16 protein-coding genes are annotated in these 13,784 nt (G+C 66.9%); 12 read left to right on the top strand and 4 right to left on the bottom strand.

The window, feature by feature from the left end; translation table 11 throughout:
• Window positions 1–218: 218 nt before the first annotated feature.
• Entirely contained in the window at window positions 219–1,064 is an 846-nt protein-coding gene (locus VNM24_07880) for a pirin family protein (GenBank protein ID HWQ38518.1), read from the bottom strand.
• 116 nt (window positions 1,065–1,180) lie between these two features.
• Here VNM24_07880 and VNM24_07875 point away from each other — a divergent pair, with 116 nt between their 5' ends.
• The 12 genes from VNM24_07875 to VNM24_07820 all read left to right on the top strand — a co-directional run bounded on the left by VNM24_07875 (window position 1,181) and on the right by VNM24_07820 (window position 9,105).
• The gene (locus VNM24_07875) at window positions 1,181–1,792 is read left to right on the top strand and encodes a DNA-3-methyladenine glycosylase (protein ID HWQ38517.1); all 612 of its coding nucleotides are present in this window, start codon (window positions 1,181–1,183) and stop codon (window positions 1,790–1,792) included.
• Window positions 1,793–1,886: 94 nt separating this feature from the next.
• Window positions 1,887–2,168: a hypothetical protein gene (locus tag VNM24_07870; protein HWQ38516.1), complete on the top strand. Its 282-nt coding sequence runs from the start codon at window positions 1,887–1,889 to the stop codon at window positions 2,166–2,168.
• 442 nt (window positions 2,169–2,610) lie between these two features.
• Entirely contained in the window at window positions 2,611–2,982 is a 372-nt protein-coding gene (locus VNM24_07865) for a YciI family protein (GenBank protein ID HWQ38515.1), read from the top strand.
• Between the two features lie 7 nt (window positions 2,983–2,989).
• Window positions 2,990–4,240, top strand: a complete 1,251-nt coding sequence (locus VNM24_07860) for an RNA polymerase sigma factor (protein ID HWQ38514.1) — start codon at window positions 2,990–2,992, stop codon at window positions 4,238–4,240.
• Between the two features lie 146 nt (window positions 4,241–4,386).
• Window positions 4,387–4,800 carry a VOC family protein gene (locus tag VNM24_07855; protein ID HWQ38513.1) on the top strand — a complete coding sequence of 138 codons (414 nt, stop codon included), beginning with the start codon at window positions 4,387–4,389 and terminating at the stop codon, window positions 4,798–4,800.
• 180 nt (window positions 4,801–4,980) lie between these two features.
• A complete protein-coding gene (locus VNM24_07850) occupies window positions 4,981–5,472 on the top strand; it encodes a VOC family protein (GenBank protein HWQ38512.1) in 492 nt (163 codons plus the stop codon).
• Window positions 5,473–5,515: 43 nt separating this feature from the next.
• Window positions 5,516–5,899: a YciI family protein gene (locus tag VNM24_07845; protein ID HWQ38511.1), complete on the top strand. Its 384-nt coding sequence runs from the start codon at window positions 5,516–5,518 to the stop codon at window positions 5,897–5,899.
• A 30-nt stretch (window positions 5,900–5,929) separates the two neighbouring features.
• Window positions 5,930–6,295, top strand: coding sequence for a YciI family protein (locus tag VNM24_07840; protein HWQ38510.1), 366 nt, complete (start codon window positions 5,930–5,932; stop codon window positions 6,293–6,295).
• Window positions 6,296–6,306: 11 nt separating this feature from the next.
• Window positions 6,307–7,488, top strand: a complete 1,182-nt coding sequence (locus VNM24_07835; protein ID HWQ38509.1) for a glycosyl hydrolase — start codon at window positions 6,307–6,309, stop codon at window positions 7,486–7,488.
• 95 nt (window positions 7,489–7,583) lie between these two features.
• Window positions 7,584–7,841 carry a MoaD/ThiS family protein gene (locus VNM24_07830; protein HWQ38508.1) on the top strand — a complete coding sequence of 86 codons (258 nt, stop codon included), beginning with the start codon at window positions 7,584–7,586 and terminating at the stop codon, window positions 7,839–7,841.
• A gap of 106 nt (window positions 7,842–7,947) precedes the next feature.
• Window positions 7,948–8,547: a YceI family protein gene (locus VNM24_07825; GenBank protein HWQ38507.1), complete on the top strand. Its 600-nt coding sequence runs from the start codon at window positions 7,948–7,950 to the stop codon at window positions 8,545–8,547.
• 66 nt (window positions 8,548–8,613) lie between these two features.
• Window positions 8,614–9,105, top strand: coding sequence for an AraC family transcriptional regulator (locus VNM24_07820; protein HWQ38506.1), 492 nt, complete (start codon window positions 8,614–8,616; stop codon window positions 9,103–9,105).
• 48 nt (window positions 9,106–9,153) lie between these two features.
• Here the strand turns inward: VNM24_07820 and VNM24_07815 are convergent, their stop codons facing one another.
• From VNM24_07815 to ligD, 3 genes are read right to left on the bottom strand one after another with little or no spacing between them, the layout of a single operon-like run.
• Complete coding sequence (locus VNM24_07815; GenBank protein HWQ38505.1) at window positions 9,154–9,975, bottom strand: tetratricopeptide repeat protein; 822 nt, start codon at window positions 9,973–9,975, stop codon at window positions 9,154–9,156.
• A 21-nt stretch (window positions 9,976–9,996) separates the two neighbouring features.
• Entirely contained in the window at window positions 9,997–10,887 is an 891-nt protein-coding gene (locus VNM24_07810; GenBank protein HWQ38504.1) for a Ku protein, read from the bottom strand.
• An 18-nt stretch (window positions 10,888–10,905) separates the two neighbouring features.
• Complete coding sequence (gene ligD / locus VNM24_07805) at window positions 10,906–13,614, bottom strand: DNA ligase D (protein ID HWQ38503.1); 2,709 nt, start codon at window positions 13,612–13,614, stop codon at window positions 10,906–10,908.
• Between the last annotated feature and the right edge of the window lie 170 nt (window positions 13,615–13,784).

Raw genomic sequence — 13,784 nt, 5'->3', positions numbered from 1 at the left:
CATGAACCTACAGGAGGGGGATCCGCCGTTCTAGAACGCTCTTGCGAAGGTTTTGAAGGATCTTGACGAGGGATAACGCGAGCGCAGGCAAGCCGCGGTGCGCCGGAAAACCGTTCGGCTGGTACTGGCGTTGCGCAAACGAAGCAAGCCGGCAGGTCATGCCGGCTTTGTCATTGTGCTGCGCGCCCGGGCGCGAGACGCCGAGCGGTTTGCGCCGCTCAACGGGGTACGGTGGCGAGACGCCCGCTCTGATAGTCGCGGATGGCCTGCTCGATCTCCTCGATCGTGTTCATCACGAACGGGCCGTACTGCACGACCGGTTCGTTCAGCGGCCTGCCGGCAAGCAGCAGGAAGCGCGTGCCTTGCGCGCCCGCGGTGACTTCCAGGTCGCCTTCGGCGGACAGCACGCCCGCGCTGTGCGCCGGCACCGGCGTGGCGCCGACTCGCGCGCTGCCTTCGTACGGATACAGGAAGGCGTTGTGGCCGTCTGCGATCGCATAGGAAAAGGCTGCGCCGGCCGGCAGGTGAACGTCGAAGTAGACCGGTTCGGTGGCCAGCCCCGCGATCGGCCCGACCGCATTCGCGTACTTCCCGGCGATGATGCGCGCCAGGCCGCCGGCGGGCAGCGCGACTTCCGGGATGTCGCTCGCCTGCAGGTCACGGTAACCCGGAGCCTTCATCTTTTCCCGCGCGGGAAGATTAATCCAGAGCTGGAAGCCGCGCATGCGGCCGCGTTCCTGTTGCGGCATCTCCGAGTGGATGATGCCGCGGCCGGCGGTCATCCACTGCACGCCGCCGCTCCTCAGATCCCCCCGGTTGCCGAGATGATCTTCGTGCAGCATGTGGCCGTCGAGGATGTAGGTCACCGTCTCGAAGCCGCGATGCGGGTGCGCTGGAAATCCGGCGACGTAGTCGTCCGGGTTGTCCGAGGAAAACTCGTCGAGCATCAGGAACGGGTCGAGGCGGGCGGCCTGCGATTGACCGAGACTGCGAAGCAACTTCACGCCGGCACCGTCGGAGGCGGGGACGGAGTGGATGAGGCGCTGGACGGTTCGCTCGATCATGGCGGCTGCCCCCTTGTGCAAGCAGGCAATATGGTGGCACGGCTCTATTTTCCAAGGGCGGGCCGATCTCTGAAATAATCCGTCCGCGTTCAAGATCCTGACTGCAGGGATGGGGAGTGAAGCGAACCGGACCCCGGCGACTGACGCGCCACGACTTCAACCGTCCGACCCTGCAGGTCGCGCGCGATCTGCTGGGAAAGTTCATCGTCCACAGCCATCGCGGCCGCCGCATCTGCGCGATGATCACGGAAACCGAGGCTTACAAAGGTCCGCGAGACCGCGCGGCGCACTCCTACGGCGGGCGGCGCACGGCCAGAGTGGCCCCGCTGTGGGCCGACGGCGGAACACTGTACGTCTATTTCATCTACGGCGTGCATTGGATGCTCAACTTCAGCACCGCGGGCGAGGGCATGCCCGAGGGCGTGCTGATTCGCGGCGTGCTCGCCGATCCCGAGCGCCATCCCCGGTATCTCGCCGGGCCGGGCCGGGTGACGCGGCATCTCGCGATCGACAAGAAGCTCGACCGCTCGGACGCCACCAGGTCGAAACGGATCTGGCTCGAGGACCGCGGCATTCGCATTCCGGCGAGATCCATCCGGCGCGGGCCACGCATCGGCGTCGGTTACGCGGGACCCTATTGGGCGGCACGCCCCTGGCGCTTCTGGATCGACGCCGAGACCGCCGCGCGGGCGATCGAACGGCTGCGCGCGTCGCGGCAGCGATCGTAGCGCTCCGCGGCGAGAACCGAATCGACGCGGGCGCGTCCAACGAGGCATCGTCCAGGCGCCGCGACGCGCAGAGATCGAAAGCGAGGAAGCCGTCATGCAGGATTTCGAGCAACGCCCGCGCCTCTCGGCCGGCCGCGCCGGTGCTGCTGCAAGCGGGTTGCTGGGCCGTCTGGCGACGCTTGCCGCCGGCGCGGTGCTCCTGGTGGCCGCGGTGATGTTCTCGGTCCTGGTGCTCGCGATCGCGGCCGCCGTCGCGCTGCTGATCTCGGGCTATCTGTGGTGGAAGACGCGGGAGCTGCGCCGGCGGATGCGGGAGAACCCGCCCGGGGGGCGCGTGATCGAAGGCGAAGTCATCCGCAGAGACGGCTCGCCCTGAGCGTGCACCGACATTCCAGGGCGTGAGCTCGCGCGTGACGGTGCGCAAGTCCGCGTCACGCAGCTCGACGCCGATCGTCCGCGCCGCGTAAGCCTGGCGCGCCAGGTCTCTGCTCAGCCGTTCGCAGAACGCCGCCAGCACCTCGGACCGCGCCTCGCGCTCGCACCGCGGATCGCAGTCGCGTTCGAAAATGGTCTTGCGGCTGATCGATTTCGGCGCCTGCTCCGAGATCGATAGATCTCGTCGATGCCGCGGTGTTCGATGCGTGGCGCGATCCAGGGCTTCCCCGGCCTTGAAACGACGCGAGCCGCGAAGCGGTGCCGGGACTGCGTCGTATCATGGCGGCCTCGTGCCGCCGGTCCGCGCGCGGCCATGTCGAATGCGGCCTTTGCCGATCGACTATGCGGCGCTATCGCCGGTCGGCGAAGAACGGGAGGAAAGCATGAAATATCTTTGCCTTGCCTACTACGACGAAAGGAAATTCGAAGCGTTGCCCGGGGCCGAGCTGCAAGCGCTGGTGAGCCAATGCCCGCCGCACGACCACGCGCTGCGCACAAGCGGCCATCTCGTGGTCCAGGCTTCGCTCGGGGAGGCGCGCTCGTCTGTGAGCATCCGGCCGCGAAACGGCAAGCCTTCGGTGACCGACGGCCCGTTCGCCGAGACCAAGGAGCAGGTCGGCGGGTTCTTCATCATCGAAGCGCGCGACCTCAACGAAGCGATCCGCGCGGCCTCGAAACATCCGGCGGCGCACCTGGGCGAACAGGTGGGCTGGGGCATCGAACTGCGGCCGATCGAGACCTTCGAGCAACAGTGATCGGCCGATGAACGCGGAGGCGGCCGAGCGGGCGAGGAAGACGGTGGACGCGGTCTACCGCGCCGAGTCGCGCCGCGTGCTCGCCACCCTGATCCGCCTGCTCGGCGACTTCGACCTCGCGGAGGAGGCGCTGCACGATGCCTTCCGTGTGGCGCTCGAGCAATGGCCGCGCGACGGCGTGCCCGACAATCCGCGGGCGTGGCTGGTCTCGGCCGGACGGTTCAAGGCGATCGACGCGATTCGCCGGCGCGCGCGCTTCGAGGCGCTCGACGACGTCGCCGAACAGGTCGAAGCGCTCGCCGCGGATGCGCCGGAGTGGGCCGGCGAGACCGTCGAGGACGACCGGCTGCGGCTGATCTTCACCTGTTGCCACCCGGCGTTGTCGTCCGACGCGCAGGTGGCTCTGACGCTGCGCGAGGTGTGCGGGTTGACCACCGAGCAGATCGCCCATGCGTTCCTGACGCCTGCATCCACGCTGGCGCAACGGATCGTCCGCGCGAAGGCAAAGATCCGCGAGGCGCGCATTCCCTACCAGGTACCCACCCACCACGAGTTGCCGGAGCGGCTCGACTCGGTACTGCGCGTGATCTATCTGGTCTTCAACGAAGGTTACGCGGCGTCTTCGGGCGCCTCGCTCACGCGCCCCGACCTGTCGGCCGAGGCGATCCGTCTGGGACGGCTGCTGGTCGATCTGCTGCCCGAGCCGGAGGCGCTGGGACTGCTCGCGCTGATGCTGCTGCACGAATCGCGGCGCGCGGCGCGCACCTCGGCGAGCGGCGACCTGATCCTCCTCGAGGATCAGGACCGTTCGCTGTGGAACCGGGAATACATCGCCGAGGGCCTCGCCTTGGTGGAGCGCGCCCTGTCCTCCAGAAGATTCGGTCCCTACACGCTGCAGGCGGCCATCGCGGCGGTGCACGCCGAAGCAACCGAGGCGAAGGCGACCGACTGGGTGCAGCTCGTCGGTCTGTACGACCTGCTGCTGCGGGTCGAGCCCTCGCCGGTGATCGAGCTGAACCGCGCCGTGGCGGTGGCGATGCGCGACGGCCCGCAGGCCGGTCTCGACCTGATCGACGCGATACTGGCGCGCGGCGACCTCGCCGACTACCGGCTCGCGCATGCGGCTCGGGCCGATCTGTGCCGGCGGCTGGGGCGGCACGCGCAAGCGCGCGCCTCCTACCAGCAGGCGCTGGCGCTCACCCGGCAGGAACCGGAGCGGCGGTTTCTGGAGCGCAGGCTGGCGCAGTTGCCGGGCTGAGCGTTCGCCGGCCGCGGGGTGGCCGGCCGTTCGTCTGCGCTTGGCCGGGCAGCAAGTTCGGTTGTCGATTTCCGGCCTGGCCGAACGACTATGGATGCGTACGGCAGATGCGTACGATGTTTCATCAACCGAGCGGAGACAAGCCCATGCGGGTCGAACCCTATCTGTTTTTCGAAGGCACGTGCCGGCAGGCGATCGACTTCTACCGCAGAACGCTCGGCGCCGAGGTCGAAACGATCATGCGCTACAAGGAGGCGCCCGAGACACCGCCGCCCGGCATGGTGCCTCCCGGCTGGGACGACAAGGTGATGCACGCGAGCTTTCTCGTCGGCGAAACGCGGGTCATGGCGTCCGACGGCAAAAGTCCGGGGCCGCCGGCGTTCAACGGCTTCTCGCTGTCGATCGCGGTGCCCGACGTGGTCCAGGGCGAATGTCTGTTCAACGCGCTCGCCGATGGCGGCAAGGTCACGATGCCGTTCGGCAAGACCTTCTGGTCGCCCGGCTTCGGCATGGTCACCGACCGTTTCGGCGTGAGCTGGATGATCAACACCGCGTCCTGATCCCGGCCGGACAAGGCAAGCACGGCAACAGGCGATTCACCATCATCGAGGATTTCGAGACCGCCCTCGGCGGGAGATCGGCCGCGGTCGAGCACTGGTGCCACAGGGAAGTCGGCGCGCAAAGCTAGGCCGCAGGCCGATTCAGTATTCGCCGTTGCGGACGAAGAGGAGCCTGACACCATGCAAGGAATCATCCCCTGCCTGTGGTTCGACCATCAGGCCGAAGAAGCCGCGAAGTTCTATACGTCGATCTTCCGCAACTCCAGGATCGGGAGAATCAGCCGCTATGGAAACGAGGGCCAGGAGATCCACGGCAGGCCGGAAGGGTCCGTCATGACCGTCGAATTCGAGCTCAACGGCCAGCGATTCACGGCCCTGAACGGCGGACCGCTCTTCAGGTTCAACGAAGCCGTTTCACTCCAGGTGCACTGCGAGACGCAGGACGAAGTGGACTACTTCTGGAGCAGGCTCTCGGAAGGGGGCGACCCGCAGGCACAGCAGTGCGGATGGCTCAAAGACCGGTATGGCCTGTCCTGGCAGGTCGTTCCCACGGCCCTGATCACGATGCTGCAGGACCCGGATGCCGGAAGGACGGGGCGCGTCATGAAGGCGTTGCTGCCGATGAAGAAGCTCGACATCGCGAAGCTGAGGCAGGCTTACGAGCAGGGGTAGCCGCTCGCACGGACGGGTCTGGAAGCAGGAAAGGGGAAACGCCATGAAGTATCTCTGCCTGATCTTTGCCGAGAAGGTGATGGAGCAGATGCCGCACGCGGAAGCCGAGAAACGGCTCCGGGAATACGGCGAGTTCACCACAGCGATCCGCAGCAGCGGCCATTTCGTCGACGGCAATCGCCTGCTGCCGCCACGCGCCGCCGCCACGGTTCGCGTGCGCAGAGGCAGAATCTTCACGACCGACGGGCCCTACGCGGAGACCAAGGAACAACTCGGCGGCTACTACGTGATCGAAGCCAGGGACCTCAACGAGGCGATCGCGGTGGCTGCCCGCATCCCCGGCGCGCGGCTGGGCAGCGTGGAAGTGCACCCGATCGCGGAAGACGAGCGGACGCTGCGCGTGCTCGGATTCGCGGCTGCGGGCTGATTCCGGAATTCCAACACGCGGGAGCGGACGATGAAGTATCTGTGCCTGGTTTACCTTGACGAGAAGAGGCTCGACGAGCTGCCCGACGAGGAGTGCGTGGCCTATGACGAGGCGATCCGCAAGAGCGGTCACTGCATCGCTTCCGAAGCGCTCGAATCGGTGCACACGGCGACCACCGTCCGTGTACGCGGCGGCAGGGTTTCGGTCACCGACGGTCCGTTCGCCGAGACCAAGGAGCAGCTCGCCGGCTTCTACATGATCGAGGCGAAGAATCTCGACGAGGCGATCGCGCTCGCCGCCAAGATCCCGCCGGCACGGGTCGGCTGCATCGAGGTGCGGCCGATCCGGCCGATCCGCGAAACGGTTCAGGTTGAGCGACAGAAGAACATCCGCTGAAGGGGCAAAGAATGGCACCCACGAGCAAGTCTGCCCAAATACGATCCCGGGGTGCACGCGCCTCGGCGCAGCAACGCGTTCTCGTGCTGGTCGCCACGCGCAAGGGCGCGTGGCTCTTTCGCGGCGACGCAGCGCGTAGGAGGTGGCAAGCGGACGGCCCGCACTTTCTGGGTCACATCGTCAACCACGTGGTGCTCGATCCGCGCGACGGATGCACACTGCTTGCCGCGGCGAAGACCGGTCACTTGGGTCCGACCGTCTTCCGTTCGACCGATTTCGGCAGGACCTGGAAGGAGGCCGCGCGGCCGCCCGCCTTCGCAAAGGCGCCCGCCGGCGAGAACGGACGTGCCGTGGACCACACTTTCTGGCTGACGCCGTCGAGCGCATCCGAGCCGGACGTGTGGTACGCGGGCACCTCGCCGCAGGGACTGTTCCGCTCGCAAGACGGTGGCGTCACCTGGCAGCCGTTCTCGGCCGTCAACGACGATCCGCTCTACCGCGAGTGGATGGGCACGGTCCAGGACGGCACACCGGACGGGCCGAAGCTGCACTCGATCATCGTCGACCCGCGCGACCCCGCGCATCTGTACTTCGCGATGTCGGGCGGTGGCGTGCACGAATCCACGGATGGCGGAAAGACTTTCAAACCGCTCCTGGACGGGCTCGAGGTGGTCGAAGGATTCGACCAATCGGCGCCCACCTTTCACGATCCGCACTGCGTGCGGTTGTGCCCGTCCAATCCCGATCGCCTGTACCAGCAGAACCACTGCGGCATCTACCGCATCGACCGGCCCGCAACCGTATGGGTGCGCGTGGGCAGGAGCATGCCCGCGGACGTCGGCGACATCGGGTTTCCGATGGTGGTGCACCCGCGCGACGCGGATGTCGCGTGGGTCTTCCCGATGGACGGCCAGACGGTGTGGCCGCGCACCAGTCCGGGCGGCAAACCGGCCGTGTACGCAACGCGCGATGCCGGCAAGACATGGCAGCGTCTGGACGCGGGCCTGCCGAAACGGCAGGCGTGGTGGACCGTGAAGCGCCAGGGGATGTGCGCGGATACGCGCAGTCCGGTCGGCCTCTACTTCGGCACCACCAGCGGCGAGCTGTGGATGAGCCGCGACGAAGGGCAGCGCTGGTCCTGCATCGCGCGCCATCTCCCCGAGATCTACGCGGTGGAAACGGCGCAACTTTGAAGCAGGAATGAGGGCTGAAAGATGAGGGACGAGGCATTCGCCCGCGCCGCAGCGCGAAAGACCCGTCAGCCGGCACGCGCCACTCGCCGCGTTCCATGAAAGTCCTGATCCCCAGCGCGCTGCGCTCCTACACGGAGCGCGCGGAGGCCGAAGCGAGCGGCGCCACGCTGGGCGCCGTCCTCGCCGAGCTGGAGCGCGCCTATCCCGGCATTCGCTTCCGCATGATCGACGAGCAGGACCGTATCCGCCCGCACATCCGCATCTTCGTCAACGGCGAGCAGGTGCGCGACCTCGCGCAGCCTTTGCATCCGGCCGACGAGGTCGTCATCGTTCAGGCGCTCTCCGGCGGCTGAGACGGCGCGCCCGTGTCGAATTCGGGCGTCGCTGAACGACTAATGTTGAAATTGGCTTTTCTTCCGCCCCTTTCCGGGAGCGGGATCCACAACGCGGGAGATCCCAATGGGAGTGAAGGCACATTCGATGTCGAGGGCAGGCCTGGCGGGCGCCGCGTTCGCTGCCGCAATATCGGCAGCCGCCTTCGCGGCGGTCGATACTTACGAAATCGACCCGGCGCATACGTATCCGAGCATCGAGTTCTCTCACATGGGAATCTCGGTCTGGCGCGGGAAATTCAACAGGACGCGAGGGATGATCACGATCGACCGGAACGCCGGGAGCGGTACGGTGCAGGTCGTGATCGACACGGCCAGCATCAACTTCGGTCTGGACGCCATGGACGAGAAGGCGCGCTCGGAAGATTTCTTCGACGTCGCCAGGTATCCGGCCGCGAGTTACCGCGGCAAGCTCGAGTTTTCCGGCGGGCAGCCGGTGGCAGTCGATGGCGCAGTGACGATCATGGGTGTGAGCCGGCCGGTGCGGCTCGCCATCCATCTGTTCAAGTGCATCGCGCATCCGGTGCTCAAGACGGAAGTATGCGGTGCCGACGCGGAAGGTGAGCTCAACTGGTCGGAGTACGGGATGAAGATGAGCAAGTGGGGCGAGGGCCAAGCGGGCCGCGTACGGCTGCGCATCCAGGTCGAGGCGCTCAAACGAGAGTAAGGCCGTTGCTGGCGCGACCTGGCAATAGCATTTCATGGGCGACATTCACTGTCTCGGAACCGAAACATGGGCGCAACCGATCCCTTCCTGACGGCTGTCCTTTGCGCGGATGCGCGGATCGCGCGAACCGGCCGCCTGTCCGGCGCGAGGCTGCAACGCGCGGTGGAGTACATGCACGCGCACCTCTCGGAGCGCATTCGCGTCGAGGATCTCGCGGCCGCCGCCAATCTGAGCGCCTTCCACTTCGCGCGCCTGTTCAAGCGAACGACCGGGCTGACACCCCATCGCTTCCTGACGAGGGCCCGGGTGGAGAAAGCCGGGCAGTTGCTGTCGACGCGAGAACGGATGCTGAGCGAGATTGCGAGCGAATGCGGTTTTTCGGATCAAAGCCACATGAGCCGCGCCTTCAGGCGCTGGACGGGCATGACGCCGCGGGCGTTCAGGGAAGCCGCAACCGCGGTTCCCGGCCAGCCCCGGCTACCGGCGATTGGCTGCCGGACGGCCGCAGTGTTGGATGCGGCGAGGGCGCAAGCGTCGAAGGCGCTCGCGGAGCGATAGATCGGTGGAGTTCGCGGCTGCTTCGGCGCCCCGCAGGGAGCTCGGCCATCACGACCTGCTTCGGGTCAGCCTTCGGTACTGCGACATGTGGCGGATCGCGTCCTTCGGTCTGCCGAGCTGTTCGTACAGGAGCGCGAGGTTGTAATGGCAGTCGGCGAAATCGGGATCGCGGCGCAGCGCGGTCTCGTACGCCTGCCTCGCCTCCGCTTTGCGGTCCATGTCGTGCAGAAGAACGCCGAGGTTGAAGAGCAGCACCGGATCGTAACCGCAGATCCCGATCGCGTCGCGGTACGAGCGCTCCGCTTGCGCGAGTTGCCCCGCTTCGTGCAGCAGCCGCCCGAGATTGATGCGCGCCTCGAGCAGTGAGGGCTCCGCGGCGATCGCCTGCTCGTAGGCGTGCCGTGCCGCCACCGGGTCCTGTCGCTCGAGCGCCGTACCGCGTTCGAACCACTGCCGTGCATCGAGCGCCGGCGGTGGCGGCTGCGGACGTTCGATCACGCTCAAGGAGCCGTCGGTCGGATCGCCGTCGAAGGCAAGGAGATATTGCCCCGATTCGGCCTGCCAGCGGCGGCCGCCTTCGCGGACCACGACCCGATCGCCCACGGCGCAGATGCTCAGCCCCGACAGCGGCATGGCTTCGGGCAGGTAGCGGCGAAGTTCCTTGACCGAGCGCGTGATGCGCCGCTGCGGCACCTTCGCGGCCACCAGCGCCTGCACGGTGCGCAGCACGATCAGATCCCGAAAGGAAAAGCGCCAGGCCCGGCGCGGCCCGCGCGCCGGCGTGACGAAGCCGGCGGCGACGAAAGCGCGGATCGTACTGCGTGGCAGGCGCAGCAGCCGCTCGACGTCGCGCACGCCGTACGGATGCATGGCGCTGTGGCCCGGCTGCCGCTACTTCTTGGCGCTCTTGCGCGCAGCCGGCTCGGCTGACTGCTGGGCGCGCCGCGGCGGCTTGCGCTCGGCCGCCGCAGCCTCGGCCTGCGCCGCGCCGGCTTTCGCGGGGGGCGCGGCCTTTCTCTCCAGGCTGGCGCGCAGAGCCTCCATGAGATCGACGATCTGCGCGCCGCCTTCCGGCGCCTCGGTTGTGGTGATTTCCTGGCCTTGGATCTTTTTCTGGATCGCCGCCTCGATGCGCGCGTGCACCTCGTCGGCGTAGGCGCCCGGATCGAAACTCTCGGAGGCCTGCTGCTCGATCAGTTGCTGCGCCAGCTTCAGCTCGGCCTCCCTGACCTCGGTCTTGGGGATTTCGATGTCCTTGATCGACCTGACCTCGTGCGCGTACAGAAGCTGCTGCATGACCAGGCCGTCTTCCACCGGGCGGATCATCACGATGTACTGCTTGCCGCGCGCCGCCCAGCGCCCAAGCGCGCAGCGGTTGGAGTCCCGCAAGGCCCGGGCGAAAAGCGCATAGGGCTTGGCGCCGCCCCTGTCCGGCGCCAGGTAGTAGGCCTTGTCGAAGTACACCGGATCGATCGAATCGATCGGCACGAACTCGGTGATCTCGGCGCTGTGCGTGCCCGCCTCTTCGAGCGCTTTGAGCTCCTCGGGGGTGAAGATGACGTACTGGTCCTTGGCGAATTCATAGCCTTTGACCATGTCTTCGCGCTCGACCGGAATCTCTTCCTTGATGCAGATGTACTGCTGTTTGAGCCGCGACCCGCAGCCCTTGTGCAGGAGGTTGAAGGAGATCGCGCGACTCGCCTCGGTGGCGGAGTACAGCTTCACCGGGATCGACACCAGCCCGAATGAGAGCGTCAGCGATGCAATCGATCGTGCGGCCATGTCTTGCCTCCGGCTTGGTCACGCCCGGGCGCGGTCCAGCGCGCGCTCCAGGCTCTGCTTGCGTTTGAGGGCATCGTGCCAGCGGTCGCCGGTCTCGAGCAGGCGCTGCGGCACGTTGGGGATTCTGAAGTCGAGGGGATGCGCCCCGGCAAGCTCTTCCCACGTGAGCGGCATCGACACCGGCGCGCCAAGTTCGCCTCTGGGCGAGTAGGCCACGTTCAAGGTCTTGCCGCGGACGTTCATATTGTAGTCCATGAAAATCCTGCCGGTGCGCTTGGGCACGCTCCAGTCCAGGGTGATGTCCTGCGGGTATTTGCGCAGGAGATGCCGGCCCACCAGCTCCGAAACATGGCGGGCGGCTTCGAAATCGAGCGTGCGGCGGATCGGCACGAACACGTGCAGGCCGGTCTTGCCCGAAGTCTTGACGATGGGCTCCAGAGACATGCTCTGCAGCACCTCGCGCAACCGCAACGCCACTTCCTTGCCCTTCTCGAAGGCCACGGTGTTCAGCTCCGGCTCCGCACCCGGCGCTTCCCTGCCGGAATAGATGTAGGGATCGATGTCGAACACGATGTAGTCGGGGTAGTTCAGTACCGAAGCTTCGAGCGCCGCCTCGGACGAGGCGAAGTCGGTACTCTTCGATACACAGTCGGCTCCGGCTCTGGTGCGCGAGTGCCAGACGTGAAATTCCAGCGTGCCGGACTGCGCCAGCCAGAGCAGGGTGGGCAGGTTGTTGCACAGGAGCATTTCGTGGCTCTCGTCCTTGTGGTCCGAGAACACCTGGAGGGTTTCCACGAAGGCCGGGCGCTCCTGGTTCCAGTGCTTCTGGAAGAAGCGCTGGCCGTGGATGCCGTCCGGCATTCGGATCATCGTGAGCGGGCGATCTGCCAGATGCGGCAGGATGAACGGCGAGACCCGGGCGAAGTAGCGCAGCAGGTCCCGCTTGGTGATCGCGGGCTGCTTGAGCGCAGGATCGGCCGGCCAGTAGACGCGGTCGAGATGCGTCAAACGGATACGGTGTGCGCCCACCAGCAGCGGAAAGTCCTTCCTGCGGTTCTCCAGTTGTGCGAGGACATCGTCGATCTCCTTGCCGAAGCCGTGCGCGGCGCGCGGCGCGCGGCGGGCGCGCCCGTCTTCCGTGCGCCGCACGGTCCCCGGATCGACGTCCTCGCGCAGGCGCAGGAACACCGGAGCGCGCAGCGATGCGTCTTCCGTCCAGTTCTGGAAGCCGACCTCGGCCACGAGCCCGGGCTCGACCCAGGTGACAGGCGCGTTCAGCTCCGGCTTCTCGGCGAAGGGGCAGTTCTTGCGTTCGAGCGGCTGCAACCGCGCCTTGAGCCGGGCGATGGTCGGCTCGTCGAAGCCGGATCCCACGTGCGAGGCGAAGCGCAGCTTGCCCTTTTCCCAGTAGCCGACGAGCAGTGCGCCGAGCGCGGCGCGCGAATTGTTCCCGCGGGTGTAGCCGCCGATCACGAAGTCGGCGCTGCGCGTGGGCTTGATCTTGATCCACGAAGCCGAGCGGCGTCCGGGTTCGTAGCGGCTGTCCTTGCGCTTGCCGATCACGCCTTCGAAGCCGCTGGCGAGCGCGGCTTCGTGCATGGCCACTCCGTCTTCCGCGGCGTGGACGAGCTGCACGATGGGCGAGGGCAGGAGGCACTGGGCGAGATAGCGCCGCCGGTCCCGGTACACGGCCTTGCGCAGATCGATGCCGGCGAAATGCAGCAGATCGAAGCAGTAGAACACCACGGGCACGTTTCGGTCGGCCGCGGCGATCTCGTGCCCGGTTTTCAACTGCACGCGGTTCTGCAACGCGTTGAAGGACGGTTTGCCGCTCGCGTCGAACGCGACGATCTCGCCGTCGAGGATCATGCCGTGCACGGCCTGTCTGCCGAACTCGGCGGCCAGCCGCGGGAAAGTGGCGGCCAGGTCCAGCCCTCTGCGCGAACGCAATTTCACGCCCTGCTCGCCGATGAAGGCGAGCGCGCGGTAGCCGTCGAGCTTCGGCTCCCACAGCCAGTCCGGACGATTGAACGGCGCATCACCCGTTTCGGCGAGCATCGGCGCGAGCGTCTCCGGCATCGTCTCGCGCTCGCCCGTGGGGATCAGTTGCGCGGCGGGAATGCGCTGAACCGGCACGCTCTTGAGGTCTTCGACCGTCAAGCCCGAGAGCACGGACCGGTTCTGCGCGGTCAGGTCGGCGGCCGATGTGAAGCGGTCCTTGTGTTTGATCAGAAGCCAGCTCTTCGCATCCCTGGTGCGCACCAGGGCGAACGAGCCCTTGAGCTTCTCGCCGCGCAGAAGAAAGCTCAGCTTGCCCTTTTCGAGGCCCTGGCGGACCAGCCGCTGCGCCGTTTCCGGATCGTGGAACCAGGTCGCGCCGCCTTCGTCCGGCGAGTAGACGCCGCAATCCCAGACGATCACTTCTCCCGCGCCGTACTGTCCCGGCGGGATCACGCCCTCGAAGGAGGCATAGTCGTAGGGATGGTCCTCGGTCCGCACCGCGAGGCGCTTCTCGTTCGGATCGAGCGACGGCCCCTTCGGCACCGCCCAGGATTTCAGGACGCCGTCGCACTCCAGCCGGAAGTCGTGGTGCAGCCGCGTGGCCGAATGTTGCTGGACGACGAAAAGCAGCGGCCCGCTGTGCTTGTGCACCACCGCGGGCGCCGGCTCGGGGGTGGCGGTGAAGCTCCGTTTGGCGGAGTATTCGGTGAGGGCGTGCTTCGCCATGGCGGAATTCTAGACCGGTCGTTGAGCCGCCCTCCGGCCGGCACCAGGCGCCCGACGCGGAGGACACCGAGACACAGGGCAACGCGGGGAAGCCGGAATGGAGGCCGGAACTGTGGGAGATTCCCGGAAAGTGGCCCTCGTTCGCCGAGGCAAAAATGCACAATGCATCC

This window comes from Burkholderiales bacterium, assembly GCA_035560005.1.
In the GTDB taxonomy this organism is placed as follows: Bacteria; Pseudomonadota; Gammaproteobacteria; order Burkholderiales; family Eutrophovitaceae; genus DASRFY01.
This window is presented reverse-complemented; position numbering and strand designations above follow the sequence as displayed.

Excerpts from the sequence above, each read along its gene's own strand:
- VNM24_07815 (HWQ38505.1), bottom strand. The coding sequence starts at position 9,975 with ATGCATCCGTACGGCGTGCGCGACGTCGAGCGGCTGCTGCGCCTGCCA.
- VNM24_07820 (HWQ38506.1), top strand. The coding sequence starts at position 8,614 with ATGGGCGCAACCGATCCCTTCCTGACGGCTGTCCTTTGCGCGGATGCG.
- VNM24_07865 (HWQ38515.1), top strand. The coding sequence starts at position 2,611 with ATGAAATATCTTTGCCTTGCCTACTACGACGAAAGGAAATTCGAAGCG.
- VNM24_07830 (HWQ38508.1), top strand. The coding sequence starts at position 7,584 with ATGAAAGTCCTGATCCCCAGCGCGCTGCGCTCCTACACGGAGCGCGCG.
- ligD (HWQ38503.1), bottom strand. The coding sequence starts at position 13,614 with ATGGCGAAGCACGCCCTCACCGAATACTCCGCCAAACGGAGCTTCACC.
- VNM24_07840 (HWQ38510.1), top strand. The coding sequence starts at position 5,930 with ATGAAGTATCTGTGCCTGGTTTACCTTGACGAGAAGAGGCTCGACGAG.
- VNM24_07870 (HWQ38516.1), top strand. The coding sequence starts at position 1,887 with ATGCAGGATTTCGAGCAACGCCCGCGCCTCTCGGCCGGCCGCGCCGGT.
- VNM24_07835 (HWQ38509.1), top strand. The coding sequence starts at position 6,307 with ATGGCACCCACGAGCAAGTCTGCCCAAATACGATCCCGGGGTGCACGC.
- VNM24_07845 (HWQ38511.1), top strand. The coding sequence starts at position 5,516 with ATGAAGTATCTCTGCCTGATCTTTGCCGAGAAGGTGATGGAGCAGATG.
- VNM24_07825 (HWQ38507.1), top strand. The coding sequence starts at position 7,948 with ATGGGAGTGAAGGCACATTCGATGTCGAGGGCAGGCCTGGCGGGCGCC.
- VNM24_07880 (HWQ38518.1), bottom strand. The coding sequence starts at position 1,064 with ATGATCGAGCGAACCGTCCAGCGCCTCATCCACTCCGTCCCCGCCTCC.
- VNM24_07810 (HWQ38504.1), bottom strand. The coding sequence starts at position 10,887 with ATGGCCGCACGATCGATTGCATCGCTGACGCTCTCATTCGGGCTGGTG.
- VNM24_07850 (HWQ38512.1), top strand. The coding sequence starts at position 4,981 with ATGCAAGGAATCATCCCCTGCCTGTGGTTCGACCATCAGGCCGAAGAA.
- VNM24_07860 (HWQ38514.1), top strand. The coding sequence starts at position 2,990 with ATGAACGCGGAGGCGGCCGAGCGGGCGAGGAAGACGGTGGACGCGGTC.
- VNM24_07855 (HWQ38513.1), top strand. The coding sequence starts at position 4,387 with ATGCGGGTCGAACCCTATCTGTTTTTCGAAGGCACGTGCCGGCAGGCG.